The organism is Caballeronia sp. dw_19, assembly GCF_018449515.1.
Taxonomy (GTDB): domain Bacteria; phylum Pseudomonadota; class Gammaproteobacteria; order Burkholderiales; family Burkholderiaceae; genus Caballeronia.
Genome location: NZ_JAAVUQ010000060.1, coordinates 1 through 21,284 on the forward strand (window position 1 = coordinate 1; position 21,284 = coordinate 21,284).

22 protein-coding genes are annotated in these 21,284 nt (G+C 60.2%); 11 read left to right on the forward strand and 11 right to left on the reverse strand.

Going from position 1 to position 21,284, the window contains the following annotated elements; translation table 11 throughout:
• Window positions 1–228 precede the first annotated feature (228 nt).
• Complete coding sequence (locus HB376_RS38150) at window positions 229–1,008, forward strand: Mut7-C RNAse domain-containing protein (protein ID WP_213768863.1); 780 nt, start codon at window positions 229–231, stop codon at window positions 1,006–1,008.
• A gap of 130 nt (window positions 1,009–1,138) precedes the next feature.
• Window positions 1,139–1,408: a hypothetical protein gene (locus tag HB376_RS38155; RefSeq protein WP_213768887.1), complete on the forward strand. Its 270-nt coding sequence runs from the start codon at window positions 1,139–1,141 to the stop codon at window positions 1,406–1,408.
• 261 nt (window positions 1,409–1,669) lie between these two features.
• On the opposite strand, the gene HB376_RS38160 is transcribed toward HB376_RS38155, so the two are convergent.
• The 4 genes from HB376_RS38160 to HB376_RS38175 all read right to left on the reverse strand — a co-directional run bounded on the left by HB376_RS38160 (window position 1,670) and on the right by HB376_RS38175 (window position 4,797).
• Window positions 1,670–1,981, reverse strand: coding sequence for an AraC family ligand binding domain-containing protein (locus tag HB376_RS38160; protein WP_213768864.1), 312 nt, complete (start codon window positions 1,979–1,981; stop codon window positions 1,670–1,672).
• A gap of 66 nt (window positions 1,982–2,047) precedes the next feature.
• On the reverse strand, window positions 2,048–2,359 hold the full coding sequence (locus HB376_RS38165; RefSeq protein ID WP_213768865.1) for a high-potential iron-sulfur protein: 312 nt from the start codon (window positions 2,357–2,359) through the stop codon (window positions 2,048–2,050).
• A 149-nt stretch (window positions 2,360–2,508) separates the two neighbouring features.
• Window positions 2,509–3,609: an NAD(P)/FAD-dependent oxidoreductase gene (locus HB376_RS38170; RefSeq protein WP_213768866.1), complete on the reverse strand. Its 1,101-nt coding sequence runs from the start codon at window positions 3,607–3,609 to the stop codon at window positions 2,509–2,511.
• 210 nt (window positions 3,610–3,819) lie between these two features.
• Window positions 3,820–4,797, reverse strand: coding sequence for an AAA family ATPase (locus HB376_RS38175; RefSeq protein ID WP_213768867.1), 978 nt, complete (start codon window positions 4,795–4,797; stop codon window positions 3,820–3,822).
• A gap of 378 nt (window positions 4,798–5,175) precedes the next feature.
• Here HB376_RS38175 and HB376_RS38180 point away from each other — a divergent pair, with 378 nt between their 5' ends.
• The gene (locus HB376_RS38180; RefSeq protein ID WP_213768868.1) at window positions 5,176–5,679 is read left to right on the forward strand and encodes a hypothetical protein; all 504 of its coding nucleotides are present in this window, start codon (window positions 5,176–5,178) and stop codon (window positions 5,677–5,679) included.
• 90 nt (window positions 5,680–5,769) lie between these two features.
• A complete protein-coding gene (locus HB376_RS38185; RefSeq protein ID WP_089166047.1) occupies window positions 5,770–6,576 on the forward strand; it encodes an endonuclease/exonuclease/phosphatase family protein in 807 nt (268 codons plus the stop codon).
• 45 nt (window positions 6,577–6,621) lie between these two features.
• On the opposite strand, the gene HB376_RS38190 is transcribed toward HB376_RS38185, so the two are convergent.
• The 3 genes from HB376_RS38190 to HB376_RS38200 all read right to left on the reverse strand — a co-directional run bounded on the left by HB376_RS38190 (window position 6,622) and on the right by HB376_RS38200 (window position 8,967).
• Window positions 6,622–7,035 (reverse strand): response regulator, encoded by a 414-nt coding sequence (locus HB376_RS38190; protein ID WP_213768869.1) that lies wholly within the window; start codon window positions 7,033–7,035, stop codon window positions 6,622–6,624.
• Window positions 7,036–7,105: 70 nt separating this feature from the next.
• Window positions 7,106–8,101, reverse strand: coding sequence for an aldose 1-epimerase (locus HB376_RS38195; protein ID WP_213768888.1), 996 nt, complete (start codon window positions 8,099–8,101; stop codon window positions 7,106–7,108).
• A 65-nt stretch (window positions 8,102–8,166) separates the two neighbouring features.
• Window positions 8,167–8,967: a phytanoyl-CoA dioxygenase family protein gene (locus HB376_RS38200; RefSeq protein WP_213768870.1), complete on the reverse strand. Its 801-nt coding sequence runs from the start codon at window positions 8,965–8,967 to the stop codon at window positions 8,167–8,169.
• Between the two features lie 304 nt (window positions 8,968–9,271).
• On the opposite strand from HB376_RS38200, the gene HB376_RS38205 reads away from it, so the two are divergent.
• From HB376_RS38205 to HB376_RS38230, 6 genes are all read left to right on the forward strand, one after another.
• Window positions 9,272–10,330, forward strand: a complete 1,059-nt coding sequence (locus HB376_RS38205; RefSeq protein ID WP_213768889.1) for a LacI family DNA-binding transcriptional regulator — start codon at window positions 9,272–9,274, stop codon at window positions 10,328–10,330.
• Window positions 10,331–10,454: 124 nt separating this feature from the next.
• Window positions 10,455–11,468, forward strand: a complete 1,014-nt coding sequence (locus tag HB376_RS38210) for an ABC transporter substrate-binding protein (RefSeq protein ID WP_213768871.1) — start codon at window positions 10,455–10,457, stop codon at window positions 11,466–11,468.
• A gap of 154 nt (window positions 11,469–11,622) precedes the next feature.
• Window positions 11,623–13,197: a sugar ABC transporter ATP-binding protein gene (locus tag HB376_RS38215; protein ID WP_213768872.1), complete on the forward strand. Its 1,575-nt coding sequence runs from the start codon at window positions 11,623–11,625 to the stop codon at window positions 13,195–13,197.
• Window positions 13,194–14,180: an ABC transporter permease gene (locus tag HB376_RS38220; protein WP_213768873.1), complete on the forward strand. Its 987-nt coding sequence runs from the start codon at window positions 13,194–13,196 to the stop codon at window positions 14,178–14,180. The genes HB376_RS38215 and HB376_RS38220 overlap by 4 nt, the downstream gene beginning before the upstream one ends.
• 12 nt (window positions 14,181–14,192) lie before the next feature.
• Complete coding sequence (locus HB376_RS38225; protein WP_213768874.1) at window positions 14,193–15,149, forward strand: ABC transporter permease; 957 nt, start codon at window positions 14,193–14,195, stop codon at window positions 15,147–15,149.
• A gap of 120 nt (window positions 15,150–15,269) precedes the next feature.
• Complete coding sequence (locus HB376_RS38230) at window positions 15,270–15,866, forward strand: alpha-ketoglutarate-dependent dioxygenase AlkB (RefSeq protein WP_213768875.1); 597 nt, start codon at window positions 15,270–15,272, stop codon at window positions 15,864–15,866.
• 2 nt (window positions 15,867–15,868) lie between these two features.
• On the opposite strand, the gene HB376_RS38235 is transcribed toward HB376_RS38230, so the two are convergent.
• The gene (locus tag HB376_RS38235; protein WP_213768876.1) at window positions 15,869–16,261 is read right to left on the reverse strand and encodes a RidA family protein; all 393 of its coding nucleotides are present in this window, start codon (window positions 16,259–16,261) and stop codon (window positions 15,869–15,871) included.
• 195 nt (window positions 16,262–16,456) lie between these two features.
• Here HB376_RS38235 and HB376_RS38240 point away from each other — a divergent pair, with 195 nt between their 5' ends.
• Window positions 16,457–17,686 carry a DUF2252 domain-containing protein gene (locus HB376_RS38240; RefSeq protein ID WP_213768877.1) on the forward strand — a complete coding sequence of 410 codons (1,230 nt, stop codon included), beginning with the start codon at window positions 16,457–16,459 and terminating at the stop codon, window positions 17,684–17,686.
• A 105-nt stretch (window positions 17,687–17,791) separates the two neighbouring features.
• On the opposite strand, the gene ggt is transcribed toward HB376_RS38240, so the two are convergent.
• From ggt to HB376_RS38255, 3 genes are read right to left on the reverse strand one after another with little or no spacing between them, the layout of a single operon-like run.
• A complete protein-coding gene (ggt, locus tag HB376_RS38245; RefSeq protein ID WP_213768878.1) occupies window positions 17,792–19,429 on the reverse strand; it encodes a gamma-glutamyltransferase in 1,638 nt (545 codons plus the stop codon).
• Window positions 19,430–19,466: 37 nt separating this feature from the next.
• Window positions 19,467–20,339, reverse strand: a complete 873-nt coding sequence (locus HB376_RS38250) for an ABC transporter permease (protein WP_213768879.1) — start codon at window positions 20,337–20,339, stop codon at window positions 19,467–19,469.
• Window positions 20,339–21,283, reverse strand: coding sequence for an ABC transporter permease (locus tag HB376_RS38255; protein WP_213768880.1), 945 nt, complete (start codon window positions 21,281–21,283; stop codon window positions 20,339–20,341). The genes HB376_RS38250 and HB376_RS38255 overlap by 1 nt, the downstream gene beginning before the upstream one ends.
• Window position 21,284 lies beyond the last annotated feature (1 nt).

A 21,284-nucleotide genomic window follows, 5' to 3' on the forward strand; every position in this document is an offset into this window, starting at 1 on the left:
GTTACTCCGGTCCCATGCAACTTTGTTGCGGTCGACCGGAGTTCCCGCTTTAGCGGGTTACTCTGGTCCCATGCAACTTTGTTACGGTCGACCAGAGTTCCCGCTTTAGCGCCTTACTCCGGTCCCATGCAACTTTCATTGCGGTTAACGAATACGATGCCCCCGCCACGACCCTCGCTCCGACACGACTCAAAGCAGCCCCGTCGAAGCGATGCGATACTCGAATCCATGACGACTGCCACGTTCCGTTTTCATCGGGAGTTGAATGAGTTCCTGGCGCGGCAGCAGCGCGAACAGGCGTTTGCGTACGTGTGTCCGGTGGCGTCGACGACCAAGCATATGATCGAAGCACTCGGCGTGCCGCACACCGAGGTCGCGCTAATTCTACGCAATGGCCTGCCCGCCGGCTTCGATACTCTCATGGAAGACGCCGATTTTATCGATGTCTATCCGCCCGGCATGATGCCTCGGGCGCTTGAAATCGTGTATCCGTTGCGCGCGCCATTGCGGCTGGAGACGCTGCGTTTTATCGCCGATGCCCATCTTGGCGGCCTGGCTCAACTGCTTCGGCTAGCCGGTTTCGATACCCGCTACGACAACCATTTCCCCGACGATGAAATCGAGCAGCTTGCGCTCGCCGAACATCGCGTGGTGCTCACGCGCGATCGTGAATTACTGAAGCGCCGCTCGCTGGTCCACGGCTGCTACGTGCGCACGCTACAACCCGATGCGCAATGGCGCGAAGTCGCGACACGGCTCGGACTTGCGCAGCATGTCCGCCCCTTCCGCCTGTGCCTGATGTGCAACGCGCCGCTGCGCCGCGCGAGCGCGGACGAGGTGAGCGACCGCGTGCCGGAAGGTGTGCTTGAACGGCACGCGCGGTTTGTCACCTGCGATGTCTGCAGGCGGGTATTTTGGGAAGGGTCGCACTGGAAGCGGATGCGCGCGCGGATCGAAGAATTGATGGACGCCACGACCGGCATTCCGCCGGTTCCGGCGTCCGGCTAATGGCTCATTAGCCGCTCACTAGCCGCTCAGTAATCGCGCTCAGAAATGGCTCAAGCCCGGAGGTGCGTACAATACGCGCCTCGGCCCTGTGCCTCTATAGCTTTTGGAGCTTCGCGTGAAAAAATTCGAAATGGAAAAAAACAAGGCGCTCAAGCTCGCCAACGGCCTGAAGCAAAACAGCGCGTCGAGCTTCGGCCCGCAAGCTGGACAGCCGAAGCTGGACAAGCGCGAACAGCGCCGGCTGGATCAGGAAAAAGGACTCGTGCCGTTCGCCTGCAAGCTGGACAGCGATCTCGTCAGGCAACTGCAGGAACAAGCCGCCAAGCACGAAGGCGGAATGTCGGAAGCGCTGGCGGAGTTGTTGGTGAAAGCGGGTCTGGAACGCAAGGCAACGGTTTAAGCGCATCCGCTGAGTTTCGCCTCGTAGTTCGGCTCAAGACGGCGTTATAACCGTCGATAGTCGTGGAGCCAAAGCGCGGAGCAGGTATATCGTCTGCTGAATAAAAGAAGCCGTTCCGGGGTATTGCGGGACGGCTTTTTTACGCGCGTTCTCAGTCGAAGCCGCGCTCGCCAACCTGGAAACCGGTGCACGTCACGCATGCGTACACGCGAAGCTCACACTCTGGCCGAAAAGCCTCTGCACTAAATGCGTGAGCTTATTTCAAACGCTTCCGTCTTTCTCAATCACCAGGATTCGCGCGATGCCCACCGGCTCGGCGACATGTTCATCGCCGGGATGGGCGTGAAAGATATCGCCGGCGTCGAGCAGCCATTCTTCCTCTACGCCCTCTCGCCGCACGCGCATCCGCACCTGGCCTTGCATGACCGCGAAGACTTCCTCGCCGTCGTTCACGTGCCATTTATACGGCGCATCAGTCCAGTGCAGACGGCATGAGACGCCGTTCATCGTGGCGATATCAAGTGCGCCCCACGCGCGCTCGGCAGTAAATTCGCGGCTTTTGACAACTTTCATGGGTCATCCGGCAAGAGATCAACACATCAAGACAGCGCATTTCGATGATCACGGGCTACCGGCTGCTCAGGCCTTCTTGTTATAAGCGTTGCACCAGCCCTTCGATGCAACCTGCTTGCCGGCGAACATCGGGCATCCGGCGAATGCGTCGGTGGCTTTGCCTTGATAGAACGAGCAATTGCCGCAATCCTGGCCGGCGGCGTAGCGCGGGAATTTGGCTTTATCGACGGTTGTAGCGTCGAGCTTGTAGCCGAGGCTTTGCGCCATTGAATCTGATTCGGCGAGTTTGACGGGGTCGGCGAATGCGGTACGCGAAACCGCCAGCGCCGATGCAACGCCAATGCTCGAAATCAGGAACGTGCGTCGTGAGGACTTCATGAGAATGTGCTCCGTGGTATTGGGGGTGTGCGCCGTTCTTGTCGACGACGATCTCCAAAGCATATCAACGCGAAGCACAACAAACTCAGCCAAATCTTATAGATAACCGATGGCGAAAGGTCGCAGCGGGCGTTGCCCTCACTTCGCCGTCACCCCACCATTTTCGCGACCTTCTCCGCAATCGCCAGCGACGCCGTCAACCCGGGCGATTCAATCCCAAACAAGTTCACCAATCCCGCCATGCCGTGCGCCGCCCGTCCCTGAATCAGGAAGTCGGCCGCCGGCTGCCCCGGCCCGGAAAGTTTCGGCCGAATCCCGGCGTAAGCGGGTTGTAGCGCGTCGTCGGGAAGATTCGGCCAATACGCGCGAATGGCGGCGTAGAAGCTGGCCGCGCGCTGCGGATCGACGGTGTAATCGATCTTCTGGATCCATTCCACGTCGGGACCGAACTTGGCTTGGCCACCCATATCGATAGTGAGATGCACACCGAGTCCGGCTTCATTCGGCATCGGATAAATTAGGCGATCGAACGGCGTCCGGCCGCTCACGGTGAAGTAATTGCCCTTAGCGAAATACAGCGGCGGCACATGGCGCGCGTCGAGCCCGCGGATAGTGCGCGCAATCTGGTTCGCCGACAGCCCCGCGCTGTTGATCACGCAATCGGCCTGAAAGCGCATCGGCGCTTCGCCCCCCGTTTCCACGATAAACGCACCGTCGCGGGCATCGATATCCGTCACCGGCGTATGAAACGCCACCGTCGCGCCGTCGCGTTCTGCGTCGCCTTGCAACGCGAGCATGAATTGATGGCTATCGATAATGCCGGTCTGAGGCGAGAAAAACGCTTCCACGCACTGAAGCTGCGGCTCCATCTCCATGGCTTCGGCGCCGCTTACGCGCACCAGGTCCGTGACGCCGTTTTCGACCGCCTTGTTCTGGATCGCCGTCAGTTGCGGCAACTGGTTGCGCGCCGTGGCAACGAGTAATTTGCCGCAGCGGTTATACGGAACGCCGTGGGCGTCGCAATATTCGTAGAGCATCGCCCGGCCACGCACGCACAAATCGGCCTTCAGCGAGCCACGCGGGTAATACAGCCCCGCGTGGATCACCTCGCTATTGCGCGAACTCGTGCTCGTGCCGACCGCTTCGCCCGCCTCGAGCACGATCACCTCGCGGCCACGCGCGGCCATCGCCCGCGCGACAGCCAGTCCGACCACGCCAGCGCCAATCACCACACATTCGATTCTGTCCATCTCACTATTCTAGGCCAGCCAGCACGAGCGCTTCGCGTGGTTTATCGCGCGTTATTGCGCTTTTCGTGCGATTAGCCATACCGACTCCCATAAGGCATCATTTTCCGAAATAATCCGGGCCAAATCAGGAAATATGGCCTTTTTGCCCGAAAAAAGTCAGTTTCAGGCCATATTTCGAGGGGTTTTTGCAGATTTTGCCAAAACGCCCGATCAGAACCCGATCGATTTCTTTCGGCCACCATTGCCTAATTCGATGTCCCGCGCCTGCACTTCATGCCGGTTATCGATACGTGCGTTGCCAAAAGCATTGAGCATCGCGCGCCGCATGGCTCGCGGGGAAGCCTGCGTCAATGCGTCGAGCGGCGCGTCGCCGAGTGTTTCCGGAAAGCGTGCGCCCCACGCATGCACGCTGCGTATCTCGTGATAAATCGACTGGGCAATACGCCGCGCGCCATCGCGATCCGGCGGCGCGATCTCGTACACGTTCATCCGGTTCAGCAATGGCTCGGGAATCGTGTTTGCCTGATTCGCCGTCGCGATCCAGACCACATTGCCGGCGTTGATCGGTATTTCAGCGAATTCATCGATGAAACTCTGCGCCGTATCGTGTTCCAGCAACGCGTACAGCGCGCCGAGCGGATCGTATTGGGCGTCGCCGGTGGCTTTGTCGATTTCATCGACCGTCATCACCGGATTGGCGTAACTGCCGTTCACGAGCGCATCGAACACTTTGCCCGGCTTCGCGTTGCGCCATTGCGACGACGCGCCCGACAAGATCCAGCCCGCCGTCAGCGAACTCATGGCGAGGTAATGGCAGGAAGTACCGAGCAAACGCGCAAGCTGTTTCGCGAAATGCGTCTTGCCAATGCCGGGATCGCCGAGCAGCAACATGGGCATCAATTCGAGCCTGTCCTCGGTTTCAAGGCACAGCGCGATCTGCTTGCGGACGTCGTTGAGCGGCTCCTGGAAATTGGGCAAGTCCGCCACCAGATCGTCTATGGACGGCATCCGGTTCGGCTTGACGCAAAAGCGCAGATTGCCCGCTTTCAGCATCTTTTCGTACGTCGCGCGCAGCGCCTCGCTGCCCCCTTCGCTCAGGTCGTTCAATGCTGTTTCAACCTCGTCCAGGTCGTAGACCTTGCTGAACGACGCCACGGCGAGTTCTTGTTTGACTACGGCGGTGCTCATGGCTTTCCCCGGTTTTGTTGATCGGCAAATCCAGTTTATCGGCCATAAAGATGCACGCAAGCGAGCAGTCCCGGGCGTCTGCTGCTAAACGGCTAAAAATGCGATGGCTTCGGCAGGCGAGCCCAAGCGCTTGTATGATCGACAAGTTGCGCTGCGGAAAAAACGGGTGCGTGCCGGGTGCGGAAAGTGCGTTGCCTGTTGGATCCTATTGGACGGAACGCACGACATTGCCGCCGTTTTCGCCTACGCGCCGGTAGCTTTTGGAAACATTTCGGGGCCGAACGCCAGCAGCGGATCAGAGTCAGAGTCACCAGGCAAGCTACCCGGATCGAACGGGCCATGGCCCAGACGCAATAAGGGATCAGGAGAAAAGCACACATGTTGAAATACCAGACGGCAGCGTTGCTGTTCTGCGCCGCGCTCACCGCGCCTTTCAGCGCCCTTGCGCAAGGCACGCCGCCGCAGCCGGTCAAATGGGAACTGCAGGTTGTGCAGGATGGTCAGCAGACCGACAGCTTCACTGGCACGACCAGCGTCGGCCAGGCCCACACCGATACCCATCATCACGTGGTAAAAAACAACGTCGGTTGCGCGGACAAACCCGCCGGCGACATCGACCTGCAGCGCACCCTCACTATTTCCCCCATACACGCCAACAGCGACGACATCACGTTGCAGATCGACGCGCAGGAAACCTTGCAGGACAGCACCGCGGCCGTTACGGATCAGGGTTGCAAGCTGCCGCCCCAACCGCGTCAGGTCAGTGCCACGCATCCCGGGCTGATCTTGAAGCCGGGCGAATGGTCGACGTGGCAGATCGTCGATAAAAATCCGTCGCTCACCTACAAGGTTCGTGCGACGCTGGCAACGGCTGCGCAGTAGCGCGCCGCGCGTCGATCACGCTCGGCGCCGCCGCGTCCCACACCGCGCCGTTCAACTTCGCGGTCAACTCGCGGTCAACTCACTCATCGCATGCGAAATCCAGAACATTTCACCTCCGGAATTCCCTCCGCTCACGATACCCCCGACTTCGTGGCCGTGAGCTGGAACCTGCACAAGGGCCGCTCACCGCTCGGCCTCCAGGCGTGGAGCGCAATGCAGCGCTGGGTTCAGTCGACCAAAGCCGATGCCTATTTCCTGCAGGAAGCCATGGCGCGCCGGATGCCGCAGCCGGTGCTGGCGGCGAGTTTCGGCAATCCGCTCGATGCCCCGGTCGATGACATCTGGCATTGTCAGGCGACGGAAATAGCAACATCGCTCGATTTGCAGATCGCACTCGGGCAGAACGTGTTCAAGCCATCGTGGCGGCATGGCAACGCGATTCTTTCCCCGCATCCGCTGGATCTGGGTGGACGCTGGGACATCTCGGCGCATCGGTTTGAGCGGCGTGGCTTGCTGGTCGCGCGCGCCACGTTTGCCGGTCGCTCGGTCACGCTGCTGTGCGCGCATCTTGCGTTGACGCGGGCGGCGCGGCTGCGGCAAATGAACTGGATTGCGTTGTGGATTTCGAAGGAAGCGCCTGAAGGGCCGCTCGTTCTGGCGGGCGACTTCAACGACTGGCGTAATGATTCGGTGGGGGTCTTTGGTGAACTTGGGATGAGCGAAGTGGCGACCATGCTCGGCGAATCCGGTCGGACCTATCCGGCGTTTTCGCCCGCGCTCGCGCTCGACAAGATGTTCGTGCGCGGTATGAAACCGGTTGAATGGATCACACCGACGCAGGACACCGCGTGGCTGTCCGATCATCTGCCGTATATGGCGAAGTTGCGAGTGGAGTGAGCGGGGGTTTTACTTCGCGTTTTACTTCCAGCTTTACTTCGAGCTTTACTTCGCGCGGTCTGCAAATGACGCGACGATCACGGTTTCTATCGCGGTGAAAGACACGGGTTTGACCAGATGATGGTCGAAGCCGGCATCGCGGGCTGCTTTCTTGTCGCTGTCCGCGCCATAACCCGTCAACGCGATCAGCAACGCGGTCTTAGTCACCGCGCGCGTGCGCAACTCCCGCGCGACCTCAAAACCGTCCATGCCCGGCAAGCCGATATCCAGGACCACGACATCGGGCGCGAAGTCATCGACCATGGCAAGCGCGCTCGGGCCGTCATGCATCACACGAACTTCGTGGCCTAGCGTTTCGAGGAGCATCGACATGGCTTCGGCTGCATCGACGCTGTCATCGACGAGCAAGACCCGGCGCGGTTGGGTGGATTCGCCGGGCGCGCTGTCGATCGTCGTCATGGTACTTTCCTGGATTTTTGAGAATGCTGAAGGTGCTCGCGCGCTCAGTGGATCAAGCTCGCGGATAATTTCAGGATGATACCGGGAAAGTGGATTTGTTCCGTTCGACGTCGGATTGGGCAAGATCGCCCGGCATCCAGCCGAAGCGTGCTTGCACTGTTTCTCCGGGCATCAGGACGCCCCCGCCCACGTCCTCTCGCGGCGCATCGAGATTCAGGAAATCCACCGTGTTCGTTACAGGCTCCACGCACAGCAGGTCAGGATGCGCCGAGGGTGCGTATAAAACCATGTGATCGAACGACGCATCGGCGCAAAGCGTCACGCTGCGGAGTTCATCCGGCCAGTCGATGGTCGCCGACCTCGACCAGCCAGCGAAGTTGTTGTCCAGATCGAAAGCATTCGCGGACGAGCCTTCAGGCGACGCCAACGCATCAACGCACGGATGCGCGCCGAGAAACGTTGGCAGGAGATCCTGCGTGGCGTGCCACATCGCGCGGACGTTCGTGTGGATGCGCGTCGCCGGGGTGCGAGGATAATAAGGATGATGACCCATGCCGAACGGCATAGGCTGATCGGCAAGATTGCGTATGGACATGGTGACGAACAAGCCTGAATCATCGAGCTCGAAACGCTGCGTCGCTTCGTATCGATACGGCCAGTGATGCGCCGGTTCGCTGCCGGGTTCGTGGTTCAGATGCAATTCCACCATGGTCGACGACACCAGACCCACGCGCCACGGCCGCCGCCACGCGTGCCCATGCAGCGCGTGATCGAACGCGTTGCCATCGGTGGATAGATCGATCTCGCGGCCGTCGAAAGTAAAACGCGCGTCGCGTAGCCGGTTGCAGTACGGCAACAGCGGAAAGCTCGCCATGCCGAGTGGGTTGCAAGCAGCGAGCGCGTCGGCCGACGCGGGGCGCAGCCAATGCAGCGCGCCGCGACCATCGTTGCCGTTGCCGTCCGGCAGATCGTAGAACGCCGCGATCGCCCCACCGACGTGCGGCGCCAGTAACACGCGCCGATCCTCGAACCGCAGTTCGATCAGCGCAGCATCCTTCAACGCGATGCGAAACGCGTCGTCATCAAGGTTGTTGGCGGCGCTTTGATTCACGCCTTCCTGACGATCGGCGTTCAATATGCAAACCGCTGATAACTTTCATCGAAGGTCCGCGGGGTCTTGTCGACTTGCGGGCTATAACGCAGCAACCGTTTCGCGCGGGCAGGCAACGCGGCGAACACATCGCGCGGGACTTGCACCTGTACTTCCGGCCTGAAATACCACGAACGGCTATAACCGATCACGACCATCGGACGCGGGGTATCGGTGAAATTCGGCGTTCCCCGATGCAACCCGCGCACATCGCGGATCATCACGTCGCCGAGTTGCATGGGAACGCGTTCCGCCGGAAACCGGCCAGTCGCCAAACCGGCAAGCGCATCCTCACGCGATATCCGATGCGTCCCGCGCGTGATCTCCAGCGACCCGTTCTCATCATTCACATCGATAAGCGGAAAATTCACCGCCAACTGGAATGACGGCGTTTCCGGCACGCCATCGAACAAAGGCGGCGTGTCGCGATGCCAGTCCTGAAAGTCGGAACCGCGCACGGGGGTATCGGTGGCGAGCTGGCACATCACGGGATCCGGCCCGGCAATTCGCTCGACGATTCCCAGTACATCGTCATCGCAAAAAATGGCGGGATCGGCGAACTCGCCTTCGAACGGCAACGTGACGTAATAGCGCCCCGGTCCGCGATTGCCGCTGCCACCCTGCTCGCGCGCCGCCTCCGCATGCGGTGTGAAAAGCGGCGCGAAAGCCGCGCCCCACGCTTCGAGCGTCGCGCGCGGGAAATGGTCGGGCAGCAGCACAAAACCGTCACGTTCAAAATCCTCCGCAAGCGCATCGCGAGCGCGCTCGTCGTAGCGGGCCATCGTCGTCTCCTTGGTTGCGCCACGCGAGTCGGGCGCGGTCGGCACGCGTGGCTTTCATTGATCCGACAGCCCGGCGTGCGCCCCGAGAATCGCACGATCGCCACGAAGTAGTCAATATTATTAGTAATAACACTTAGATTTATCTCAACCCCGGCAAAGCCAATCCTGGCGATGGTTTCCGAGCGTTGTCGATAGAAAATATTAGTGGTACCGTCGGCGGCATCCGCAGACTGTTTCAGCGCAACGCAACGCCGCCTTTTCGCGGTCACTGACAATGAAAAAATCCACGCAACGCCGTCCGACGATGACCGACATCGCGAAGCTGACCGGCGTTTCGCAATCCACCGTCTCGCTCGTACTGAACAACGCGACCAGCGCAAAATTCTCCGACGCCACTCGCAACAAAGTACTGAAGGCCGCGCAGGATCTCGGCTACCGGATGACGTCCCGCGAGCCGCTGGACGCGACGATCACGGCGAACGAAAAGAACCTGATCGTGTATCTCGCCGATGAAATTTCGACGAGTCCGCATCCGGTGGTGAACATCGACGGCGCGCGCGATACAGCGTTCGCAAACGGCCGAATGCTTGCCGTTTACTCGACGCACGGCAACGCGGAAATCGAACAGCAAGTGCTCGACGCCACGCTGACGAACCCCAACGTGCTCGGCGTGATTTACGCGACGGTGTACACGCGCAAGGTGACGTTGCCCGCAGCGCTTTCCAAGGTCCCAACGGTCCTGCTGAACTGCTACACAAGCGATTCCGAGCTGTCGTCGGTGGTGCCGGCGGAAGTCACGGGAGGCCATACCGCGACGGAATATTTGCTGAACTCGGGGCATCGAAGGATTGGGTATGTGAACGGCGAACCCTGGCAAGACGCGTCGCGCGACCGGCTGAAGGGGTATCGGATGGCGCTCTCGACAGCAGACCTGCCGTTCGCCGCCGAGCTGGTGCGTGAAGGCGACTGGAGCTCAGGTTCGGGCTTCGAACAGACCCTGTCGTTAATGCGCCAGCCCAACCCGCCAACAGCCATTTTCTGCGCGAACGACTTGATGGCGCTCGGCGCAATCGAAGCGCTGAAACAGCTCGGATTACGCGTACCGGAAGACGTTTCCGTACTCGGCTACGACGATCAGGAGATCGCCCGGCATACTCATCCGCCGCTGTCCACCGTCGTCCTGCCCAACTATGAACTCGGCCGATGGGCCGTCGAAACACTGCTCCAGGAAGAGCACAACCGCGCCGCCGGCGCACCCGTGCGCCGACGTACAGTGAAGCTCGACGGGCCGCTGGTAGAACGCGCGTCGGTAAGGGTAATTACCGTGGCAAAACAGCCCGCAATTAATAATATTAGCGATTGACCAATAATAAAATACGGTGGAATAATCATCGCACCTCGACTTATTGAGATGGAGCACCGAGAACGAAAAACACGGCAGGACCGAAGCACTTAAAAAAGCAGGACCATCCATACCGGAGGAAGACATGCTGTCGCTTGAAAATTTCAACAAACGCAAATTCCCGTTGCGCGTGCTGGCCACGTCGGCGCTCGCGCTGTCGATGATCGCGGGCTTCAGCATCGCCCACGCCGATGACTCTCCCCTGCCCAAGCTTGCGACCAAGAAGCCCTTGCGCGTCGGCTTCGCCCAGACCGAGAGCAACAACCCGTGGCGTCTCGCCGAAACCAAGAGCTTCAAGGACGTCGCGGCGAAGTGCGGCTGGCAGATGGTGATGACCGACGCGAACAGCTCGGCATCGAAACAAGTCGCCGATATCCAGAGCATGATCGCGCAGCACGTAGATTTGATCGTGTTCCCGCCGCGTGAAGAAAAACCGCTTGCGCCGATCGTGTTGCAGGCGAAGAAAGCGGGCATTCCGGTGATCCTGGTCGACCGTGACGTCGATCAGTCGGTGGCGAAAGCGGGTCGTGACTACATCACATTCATTGGCTCGGACTTCATCAACCAGGGGCAACGTGCGGCCGACTGGCTGGTTAAATCGACTGGCGGCAAGGCGAAGATCATCGAACTGGAAGGATCGACGGGCGCGTCCGCTGCGAACGATCGCAAGAAGGGTTTTGACGACGTGATCGCGAAGAATCCGGGCATGCAGATCATCGCGTCGCAGAGCGGTGACTTTGCGCGCGACACGGGTCGTAAGGTCATGGAAACGCTGCTTCAGGCGCATCCCGACGTGACCGCCGTCTACGCGCACAACGACGAAATGGCGCTCGGCGCAATTGCCGCTATCAAGGCAGCCGGCAAGCAGCCGGGCAAGGACATCACCATTGTGACCATCGACGGGACGAAGGGCGGTTTGGACGCCATCGCTGCCGGCGAACTCGGTGCAAGCGTGCAGTCGAGCCCGTTCTTCGGTCCGCTCGCGTGCGATGTGGCGCAGAAATTCGCGAAGGGCGAAACGGTCCCGCCGTGGGTGAAAGTCTCCGACCGCTTCTACGATAAAAGCAACGTTAAAGAAAGCATGCAGTACGGCTATTGAACGAACGCGTTCGGTGAACGTATGACGCTTGGGTAAGAGCAACGAAGGTGTTCGAAGCGGCGCGCCCCGTCTTTCGCGGGCCGTCGCTTCTTTTGTATCCGGCGGATGGAAACGCAGTCACTGCGTGAAACGATCCGCCAGGGAGACACGCTAGATGAACACGCCGAATTCTGGATCACCCCTGCTAGAGATGCAGGACATCGACATCAGCTTTGGAGGTGTAGCCGCGTTGCGGCACGCGCGGCTGTCGGTGACAGCGGGAGAAGTGCATGCGCTGATCGGGCAGAACGGCGCGGGTAAATCGACGCTGATCAAGATCCTGACGGGCGCGTACCGGCGCACGTCAGGCACGATTCGCTTCGATGGCCGCGAAGCCGATTTCCGCAGCCCGAAAGAAGCGCGCGAAGCCGGTATCAGCACGATCTACCAGGAGATCAATCTCGTCCCGTTTCGCTCGATTGCCGAGAACATTTTTCTCGGCCGCGAGCCGCGTCGATTCGGGTTGATCGACTGGAAGACGATTCACCGGCGCGCGCAGGAATTGCTCGATTCGTTCGGATTACAGATCGATGTCAGCAAACCCGTGCGTGAGTTTTCAACTGCTATCCAGCAGATGGTGGCGCTGGCGCGGGCGGTATCGTCGGAAGCGAAGATGGTCATCATGGACGAATCCACGTCCTCGCTCGATGAACGCGAAGTCGAATTGCTCTTCAGCGTAGTGAGGCGTTTAAGGGACGACGGCCGCGCGGTGATTTTCGTGTCGCATCGGCTGGATGAGTTGTATGCGCTGTGCGATCGCGTCACGGTCATGCGCGACGGACAAACCGTTGCGGAAAGCCCGATGGCCGCGCTCGACAAGCTGCAACTCGTCACCACCATGCTTGGGCGTACGCTCGCCGCGGTCGTGCACGAGGACAGCGCGGTCAAGGAAGCGAACCTTGCCAAACGCGGTTCGACAGCGATCAGCGCAACGAACCTCGGCGCGGGCGCGAAGGTGTCGGATGTATCGCTCGATGTCCACTCAGGCGAGGCCGTTGGTCTCGCCGGGCTGCTTGGCTCGGGCCGCACGGAAACCATGCGGCTGATGTTCGGCGCGGATTCGACCGAGCGCGGTTCGCTTTCCATCGATGGCAAGCCGGTCACGCTCAAGTCGCCGCAGGACGCAATAGCGCGCGGGATTGCGTATCTCACCGAGGACCGCAAGGGCGAAGGCATCGTGCCGGAGCTGTCGGTGCGCGACAACCTCACGCTCGTGTGCCTGCGCACGCTGACCAAACGCGGTGTGGTCGATGTCGCGAAGCAGCGCGAGATAGTGGACCAGTTTATCGAATCGCTGGGCATCAAAATGCGTTCGCCCGATCAACCGATCCGCGAATTATCGGGCGGTAATCAGCAGAAGGTTTTGCTCGCGCGCTGGCTCGCGACGAATCCAACCTTGCTGCTGCTCGATGAACCCACAAGAGGGATCGATGTCGGCGCTAAAGCCGACGTCGCCAAGATCATCCGCGAGCTGCGCGACTCGGGGCTGGCGGTGTTGCTATCGGCGTCCGAGCTGGAAGAACTCACTGCGGTAGCCGATCGCGCGGTCGTGATCCGCGATGGCAAGACCGTCGCCGAACTCGACGGCGCGCGCATGAGCGAGGCATCGATCATGGATGCGATCGCGTATGGATCGGGGGAAGAATCCGCGCTGGCGGAAGCGGTCGATGCCAAAGAAGGTCAGCCATGAATCAGAAAACGCAACCGGCGACAGCCGCGCCGACCGTGCAGGCCGCGCAGAAGAAAAAGCATCGGATAACGATTCAGCGCGAGATCGCCGTGCTGCTCGCGATGATCGTTTTCAACCTGCTCTTCACGCAACACTTCTGGTCGCTGCAGACCTTCAACGTCAACCTGACGCAAGTAGTGACGATCGTGATCGTCGGCATTGGGATGACGCTGGTCGTGGCGACGGGTGGTATCGATTTATCGGTGGGCGCTTCAATGGCGATTGCCGGTTCGCTCGCGCCGATGATCTTCATGAACGTGGCCGGGCCGTTCGGCATTGCATTAGCCTTTGTGTTGCCCGTAATGGCCGCCGCCCTGTGCGGTGTGTTCAACGGCTTCCTCGTCACGAGGCTCTCCGTGCAGCCGATTGTCGCGACGCTGGTGCTGTTCATCGCAGGAAGGGGCATTGCACAAGTGTTCACCGACGGCAGCCTGCAAGCGTTCGACAATCCCGCGTTCCAGTGGATCGCACTGGGCCGCGTGGCGGGCGTACCGGCGCAAGTGTTCCTGATGCTCGCGCTCGTGGCCGTGTTCGCGTGGATCGTGCGCAAGACCTTGTTCGGCCAGTACCTGCTCGTCACGGGCGGCAACGAGCGCGCAGCGTACCTGAGCGGGATCCCAACGGCGCGCGTGAAGATGATCGCCTACACCTTGTGCGCGGGGTTGGCGGGGTTGGCGGGGTTGATATCGATCTCCGTGAATTCCTCGTCGGACGCTAACGTGATCGGCCTCGGCTCCGAGCTCGATGCCATTGCCGCAGTGGCCGTGGGCGGCACGGCGTTGACGGGTGGCAGGGCGTACATAGTGGGCACGCTGATTGGCGCGCTGATCATCCAGTTACTGCGATACACGCTGCTTGCCCACGGCATTCCCGATGCCGCCGCGCTCGTCGTGAAAGCCGGCATCATCATCGCCGCAGTGTATGTCCAGCGGCGTCAGCGATAGGGACACATCGACATGAAAAAGAACCTTCCCATTCTGTTGGCGCTAGCGGCATTACTCGTGCTCGGCGTACTTCGATACGACCACTTTGCATCGGCCTACAACATCAATTCTTTCTGGCGATACAACTCGATGTTCGCGTTGATATCGGTGGGCATGGCGTTTGTGATCATCACGGGTGGGATAGACCTGTCCGTGGGGACGGTGGCGGCGCTGGCGAGCGTGGTGGCTGCGTTGGCGAGCCCGTATGGCGGTCTGGTCGCGGTGCTCGCGGGCGCGGCAGCGGGACTCGCGATAGGCGTGTTGAATGGCCTCGTCATCACGCACATGCGGATCTTGCCGTTTATCGTCACGTTGGCGACGAGCCTTGGAGCGCATGGGTTGGCGTTGCTGCTGGGACATAACGATGCCGTATCGATTGCGGCCACCTCCAGTTTCGCCAACTTTGGACAGGGAGATGTGTGGGGTCTGCCGATACCGGGAATTGTGGCGGCAGTGGCGGCCGTGTTGGGCTGGCTGGCGTTGCGAAGCACACGCTTCGGCCGACACGCGCTGGCCATAGGCGGTAGCGAAGAAGCATCGCGTTTGATGGGCTTGAATGTAGACAGGACGCTGGTCGCGGTCTATGCGCTGAGCGGCTTGCTGGCCGGCATAGCGGGCGCGATACTGGCTGCCCAATTCGGCGCAGGGCAGCCGAATGAAGGCGTGGGCTGGGAGTTGTTCGCGATATCGGCGGTGGTGCTGGGCGGGACGTTGCTAACCGGCGGACAAGGATCGATCGCAATGACGATAGCCGGCGTCGCGCTGCTGGGTTTGGTGTTCAACCTGCTGAACTTCGAGAATGGACTGGGCTTTATCAGCCTGTCGGCGTATTGGCAATCGGTGATACGTGGCGTGTTCTTGTTGCTGGTGATCGTGCTGCAAGCGCGTGTGCTGAAGAAACGGGTGACGGTGACGAAGCTCGCTCGTTGAATTGATGAGCCGCCGCGCAACGTGGCGGCTTTGGAAACATGTGAGCAAGTTTCAGGAAAGAGAATCTGCTAAGTTACTGACATCAACTTAGCAGATAGCCTGAAGGCGAAAATCACCGCCATGTTCGACCTCTTCGACGACATTCCCAAGCCTGACATCGTATGGCTGCCTGACTGGCTGGACGCGCCGACGGCGTCGGACACGTTAGCCGCTTTGCTCGATGAAATCACCTGGCAGCAGGACTCAATGAACACGCCTGCCGGCAAGATCCCCTTCCCGCGCTTGACCGCGTGGCAGGGCGATCCTGGCGCGGTGTACGTTTACTCAGGCATTCGCAACGTTCCGAAGCCGTGGACGCCAGCCGTATTAACGCTCAAAACACAAGCCGAAACCGAAGCGAAAACCACGTTCAACAGCGTCCTGATCAACCGCTACCGCACGGGCATGGACAGCATGGGCTGGCATGCCGACAAGGAGCGTGAACTCGGGCCAGAACCGGTGATCGCCTCAGTAAGTCTGGGCACGACGCGGACCTTCGACTTCCGGCATACGAAGACCCGGCAAACGCATACGCTTCAACTCACGCACGGCAGCTTGCTCATCATGCAGGGACGTACTCAACTCGACTGGGCGCACAGGGTGCCGAAGGAACCGGAAGCCCGCGGAGAACGGATCAACCTGACCTTCCGGCACGTGGACTCATCGGCGAGTAAATAAACTCATCGTTTGGCGACGAAATCAATCTCCACCAGCGCATCGCGCGCCAATCCTGTCACACCGATACACGTCCTCGCCGGCAACGGCTTAGGCAGAAAGTAGCCTTTATAAACCTCGTTCATCGCGGCGTAATCGCGTTTGAATTCGGTCAGGAAAATCCGCACGCTGACCACGTTATCCAGCGATAACCCGATCCCTTCCAGCACAAGAATCAGGTTATCCATCACGCGTCGCGTCTGTGCTTCCACGCCTTCGGGCAAGGGCTTGGTGTCGTCGGCGGGATCGGTTGGCATTTGGCCTGTGAGGAACACCCAGCCATCCGCTTCGGCCGCGTGAGAAAAAGGACCGACCGGCGTGGGCGCGGTATCGACCATGGAAAAGGTGGGTAGCGTCATCGTGTCTCCTTGGAAAGCGCAGGCCGATACCGTAACGGATCAAAAATCCAGCCGCCGGGCCAAACGATCACAACGCTCGACGGCTTTGCTGCACGATCAAAACCGGCAACAAGCATCCGCCCGCAAACACCCTTCATTTTCATTACACGATGACGGCATGCGCCTTGCTCCAAGTGAGCACTACAGGACGATCTCATGCCCAAGAAAAAATTCAAGCTTCCCAGTCCCAACGATCGTCAGGCGCTCCTCTATGAGCGCCGCAACATGAAGATGGCCGAATCGGCGCATGCCTACGTGCGCGGCAGCACGACCAAGTTTTATGAATGGCTCGACGGCATTGAAGGACATTCGCTCCCCGAAGGCCCCGCCATCTGGATTTGCGGCGATTGCCACACGGGCAATCTCGGGCCCGTTGCCAACGCCGACGGCCGCGTGGAGATCCAGATCCGCGATCTCGACCAGACCGTGATCGGCAACCCGGCGCACGACATCATCCGGCTTGGGCTATCGCTGGCAACGGCCGCGCGCGGCTCCGACCTGCCCGGCGTCACGACAGCACGCATGATGGAAGCGCTCGCGCAAGGCTACGAACATGCCTTCGATCGTTCCAGCCATCGCTCTGGCAAGGACACGAAACCCGAAGAGGTACGGGTGATGATGAAGGAAGCGGTGCGCCGCACGTGGCAGCAATTGGCGATCGAGCGCATTGAAGACATTGAACCGAGCATTCCCCTCGGCAAGCGTTTCTGGCCGCTCGACAAGAGTGAGCGTGCCGAAATAAAGGCGCTGTTCCAGCAGCGCGAGATTGCCGATATAGCAACCACTCTGCGCAAGAACGCCGACGAAGAAAAGGTCACGGTGATCGATGCCGCGTATTGGGTGAAGGGCTGCAGCTCGCTCGGCCGGTTGCGATATGCGGTGTTGCTGGACATCGACGGCGGTGCGATAGACGGCGACGATCTTTGCCTTATCGATATCAAGGAAGGTGCAAAGGCCGCAGCACCACGTTATACGGATCAGGCGTCGCGCAAGCGCATGCCGCGCGATAACGCGGAACGGATCGTGGAAGGGGCGCGGCATCTGACGCCGTGGCTTGGAGAACGGATGCGCCCGGCGCGTTTGAACGACCGGTCGGTGGTGATTCGCGAGTTGTTGCCGCAGGACATGAAGCTGACGGTCGAACAATTGACGCAGGATGAAGCGATGAAGGCAGCGCGCTTCCTGGCGATGGTCGTTGGTAAAGCGCACGCCCGGCAGATGGATACGGCACAGCGGCGCGCGTGGTTATCCGAGTTGCACCGCGCGAAGTCGAAGTCGCTGGATGCACCTTCGTGGCTATGGAAAAGTATCGTGGAACTGGTGAGCAGCCACGAAGGCGGTTATCTCGAACATTGTCGCCGATACGCGCTGGCATCGGCTTCGTAACGCGCACACTTTCACGTGCCAATGAAAAGGGCCGCTCACCCACGATGGTTGGATGAACGGCCCTTCTTCGTACAGACTGCCTTGATGCTTGCCGACCGAGTGAACCTAGAACCCCGCCGCCAGCCCATCGCGGCGGCTATCGCTCGCCGCTACATATCCACGCTCAGGATCGTTACGGTCCAGCTTCCAGATGTACTGACCCGAGCCGAAATCCATATAAGGATCATCGACGGATTTGATCGTGTGTCCCATCGCTTGCAGCGCCTTCACCGTTTCGCGATCAAGCGTTGATTCCACATCGACGGTGAAATCGCGATTCACCTTCCAGCGCGGTGCATCGCAAGCAGCTTGCGGTTGCTGGCCGTAATCAAGCAGACGCACGATGGATTGCAGATGACCTTGCGGCTGCATGTCGCCGCCCATCACGCCAAAGCTCATCACCGCTTCCTGCACGCCGTCCACGTCCTGCGTGAGGAACGCCGGGATGATGGTATGGAATGGCCGCTTGCTGCCCTCCACCACGTTCGCGGATTTCGGGTCCATCGAGAAACCAAAACCGCGGTTCTGCATCGCGATACCCGTATCCGGCACAACCACGCCTGAGCCAAAGCCCATGTAGTTCGACTGGATGAAACTCACCATCATGCCGCGCTCGTCTGCCACCGACATATAAATGGTCCCGCCCGCCGGCGGCATGCCGAAGTCGAAGTGCTTCGCCTTGTTCGGATCGATGAGCTTGGCGCGCTCGGTGAGATACGCGTCGTCGAGCATCTGCTCGGGAGTGACGTCCATGGAGCGCGGATCGGCGACGTACTGATAGACATCGGCGAAAGCGAGCTTCATGGCTTCGATCTGCAAATGCTGCGACTCGATCTTGTCGACGGTGAGCGACTTCACATCGAATTTATCGAGGATACCGAGCGCGATCAGCGCAGCAATGCCCTGCCCGTTCGGCGGAATCTCATGGACCGTATGACCGCGATAATCCTTCGAGATCGGCTCGACCCAGTCGGCCTTGTAATTGCGCAGATCGGCTGCGGTCATCGCGCCGCCGCCCTGCTTCGCGAACGCCGCAATCTTCTCGGCAATCTCGCCTTCGTAATACGCGCGAGGTCCGTGTTCAGCGAGCGTACGCAAGGTCTTTGCATGACCGGGATAACGCATCAACTCGCTGATCTCGGGCGCGCGGCCGCGCGGCATGAAGGTATCGGCGAAACCGGGCTGGTCTTTCAACTCGGGGATAGCCGCCGCCCATTTGTACGCGACAATGCTCGCCACCGCGTGCCCACGCTCGGCAATTTCAATGGCCGGTTCCATCAGGTCGCCGAACGGCAGCGAGCCGAACTTCGCGTGCAGCGCTTCCCACCCAGCGATCACGCCAGGCACGGTGACCGCGTCCCAACCGCGCTTCGGCTGGTTCGCCAGGCCGTGTTGCTCGCCGTACTTGTTCTTGAAGTAATCGACGTTCCACGCGGCCGGAGACACGCCCGATGCGTTCAATCCATGCAGCTTGGCGCCGTCCCAGACAAGCGCGAACGCGTCGCCGCCAAGACCGCACGACACGGGCTCGACCAGCGTAATGGCTGCCGCTGCCGCGATAGCCGCATCGACGGCGTTACCGCCCTTCCACAACATGCGCAAGCCGGCTTGCGCAGCGAGGGGATGGGACGTCGAAACGATATTGCGCGCGAACACGGGCAAGCGCGGCGTGGGATAGGGGTTCTGCCAGTTGAAGCGGGTCATGGGAAACTCGTCTCTTTTGTGATGAAAGTTGTTGGGGTCAAAGCTCGCGCGGATCGAGCGCGTCGCGCAGTCCATCGCCGAGCAGGTTGAAGCCGAGCACGGCCAGGAAGATCGCAATGCCCGGGAAGATCGACATCCATGGCGCCTGGCTGACGAAATCCTTCGCGGTGTTCAGCATCGATCCCCACGATGGCGCCGGCGGTAATTGCCCGAGGCCGAGGAACGACAAGCTGGCTTCCGCGATGATCGCCATGGCGACCGTGAGACTGGCCTGCACGATGATGGGCGGCAGCACGTTCGGGAAAATATAGCGGACGATGATGCGGAAATGGCCGAGTCCGATCGCACGCGCACCTTCAACATAATCCTCCGCTTTGACGCTGATTGCCTGGCCGCGCGTGAGGCGTACGAAACGCGGCATGGCCGAGACGCCGATTGCAATCATCGCGTTGGTGAGACTCGGTCCGAGGAACGCGGCCAATGCGATGGCGAGGATCAGGAACGGGATGGACAGCAAGGCATCGGTGAAACGCGAGATCACGCCATCGACCAGTTTGCCGAAGTAGCCTGCAAGCAAACCGAGCGGCACGCCGATCACCACTGCGATACCCACCGACACCACGCCCGCCAGCAACGAAGCGCGTGCGCCCCACAGCAAGCGCGTGAAGACGTCGCGACCGAGTTCATCGGTTCCGAACCAATGACTCGCCGATGGCGCTTGCCGCACCGTCATGAAGCTCGCCTGAATGGGATCGTAGGGCGAAAGCCACGGTGCGAAGATGGCCACAAGAATTATTAGAAGCACAATTACCGCGCCAGCCACAGCCGCACGATTGCGCATGAAGCGACCTAACGCGCGATTGCGTTTGCGCGGCAAAGCGGCTGTTTCCACTTCCACAATAGTCGCCATCAGCTTTTCCTCAGCCGCGGGTTGAGCAGAACGTACAAGACATCGGCGAACAGATTCACCACGATAAACCCTACCGCCGTGACGAGCACCACGCCTTGAACGACGGCGTAATCGCGATTGAAAACGGCATCGACGACCAGCTTGCCGAAGCCCGGAATAGTGAACACTTGTTCCGTCAGCACCGCGCCGGCAAGCAGTTCGCCGAAGAGCAAGGCGAGCACCGTGACAATCGGAATCAGCGCGTTGCGAAAGCCGTGCTTGACCACTACCGTGCCTCGCAGAAGCCCTTTGGCGCGCGCCGTGCGAATGTAATCGCTGCGCAAAACACTCAGCATCGCGCTGCGCGTATGTCGCATCAACTGCGCGCCGAGCGCCGCGCCCAACACGAACGCTGGCATCAGCATGGTCTTGATGCTCAACCAGAAATCCTCGGTCGGCGACACGTATCCGGATGAAGGCAACAATTGCCACTTCACCGATACCAAGAAGATCAGGATGATCCCGAGCCAGAAGTTGGGTATGGACATGCCGGTGAGCGCGAGAACATTAGCACCGTAATCAAGCGCTTTCCCCTTGTTCGCCGCCGATAAAACCCCAAGCGGCACGCCAATGCCAACCGCAAAGATCATCGCCATGACGGCCAGTTGCAACGTCACCGGCAACTTCTGCGCGATGAGTTTGGTCACCGGCACATCGGTCCTGAGCGACGCACCCAGATCACCATGAAGAATGTCCCGCACCCAAAGCGCGTATTGCACGGGCACGGGTTCATCGAGGTGATACTTCAGCCTCAACGTAGCGATAACCTGCGGGTTCTGGTCTTCGCCAGCCATCGCCATGACCGGATCGCCGGGGAGCATTTTTTGCAGGCCGAAGATCATCATCGACACCAGGATCAGTGTCGGGATCGCGACAAGCGCGCGGTTGGCGATGATTCGAATCATT

Bases quoted from the DNA above. Each gene is read 5' to 3' on its own strand.
- HB376_RS38150 (WP_213768863.1), top strand. From the start codon at position 229: ATGACGACTGCCACGTTCCGTTTTCATCGGGAGTTGAATGAGTTCCTG.
- HB376_RS38155 (WP_213768887.1), top strand. From the start codon at position 1,139: ATGGAAAAAAACAAGGCGCTCAAGCTCGCCAACGGCCTGAAGCAAAAC.
- HB376_RS38160 (WP_213768864.1), bottom strand. From the start codon at position 1,981: ATGAAAGTTGTCAAAAGCCGCGAATTTACTGCCGAGCGCGCGTGGGGC.
- HB376_RS38165 (WP_213768865.1), bottom strand. From the start codon at position 2,359: ATGAAGTCCTCACGACGCACGTTCCTGATTTCGAGCATTGGCGTTGCA.
- HB376_RS38170 (WP_213768866.1), bottom strand. From the start codon at position 3,609: ATGGACAGAATCGAATGTGTGGTGATTGGCGCTGGCGTGGTCGGACTG.
- HB376_RS38175 (WP_213768867.1), bottom strand. From the start codon at position 4,797: ATGAGCACCGCCGTAGTCAAACAAGAACTCGCCGTGGCGTCGTTCAGC.
- HB376_RS38180 (WP_213768868.1), top strand. From the start codon at position 5,176: ATGTTGAAATACCAGACGGCAGCGTTGCTGTTCTGCGCCGCGCTCACC.
- HB376_RS38185 (WP_089166047.1), top strand. From the start codon at position 5,770: ATGCGAAATCCAGAACATTTCACCTCCGGAATTCCCTCCGCTCACGAT.
- HB376_RS38190 (WP_213768869.1), bottom strand. From the start codon at position 7,035: ATGACGACGATCGACAGCGCGCCCGGCGAATCCACCCAACCGCGCCGG.
- HB376_RS38200 (WP_213768870.1), bottom strand. From the start codon at position 8,967: ATGGCCCGCTACGACGAGCGCGCTCGCGATGCGCTTGCGGAGGATTTT.
- HB376_RS38205 (WP_213768889.1), top strand. From the start codon at position 9,272: ATGACCGACATCGCGAAGCTGACCGGCGTTTCGCAATCCACCGTCTCG.
- HB376_RS38210 (WP_213768871.1), top strand. From the start codon at position 10,455: ATGCTGTCGCTTGAAAATTTCAACAAACGCAAATTCCCGTTGCGCGTG.
- HB376_RS38215 (WP_213768872.1), top strand. From the start codon at position 11,623: ATGAACACGCCGAATTCTGGATCACCCCTGCTAGAGATGCAGGACATC.
- HB376_RS38220 (WP_213768873.1), top strand. From the start codon at position 13,194: ATGAATCAGAAAACGCAACCGGCGACAGCCGCGCCGACCGTGCAGGCC.
- HB376_RS38225 (WP_213768874.1), top strand. From the start codon at position 14,193: ATGAAAAAGAACCTTCCCATTCTGTTGGCGCTAGCGGCATTACTCGTG.
- HB376_RS38230 (WP_213768875.1), top strand. From the start codon at position 15,270: ATGTTCGACCTCTTCGACGACATTCCCAAGCCTGACATCGTATGGCTG.
- HB376_RS38235 (WP_213768876.1), bottom strand. From the start codon at position 16,261: ATGACGCTACCCACCTTTTCCATGGTCGATACCGCGCCCACGCCGGTC.
- HB376_RS38240 (WP_213768877.1), top strand. From the start codon at position 16,457: ATGCCCAAGAAAAAATTCAAGCTTCCCAGTCCCAACGATCGTCAGGCG.
- ggt (WP_213768878.1), bottom strand. From the start codon at position 19,429: ATGACCCGCTTCAACTGGCAGAACCCCTATCCCACGCCGCGCTTGCCC.
- HB376_RS38250 (WP_213768879.1), bottom strand. From the start codon at position 20,339: ATGGCGACTATTGTGGAAGTGGAAACAGCCGCTTTGCCGCGCAAACGC.
- HB376_RS38255 (WP_213768880.1), bottom strand. From the start codon at position 21,283: ATGATTCGAATCATCGCCAACCGCGCGCTTGTCGCGATCCCGACACTG.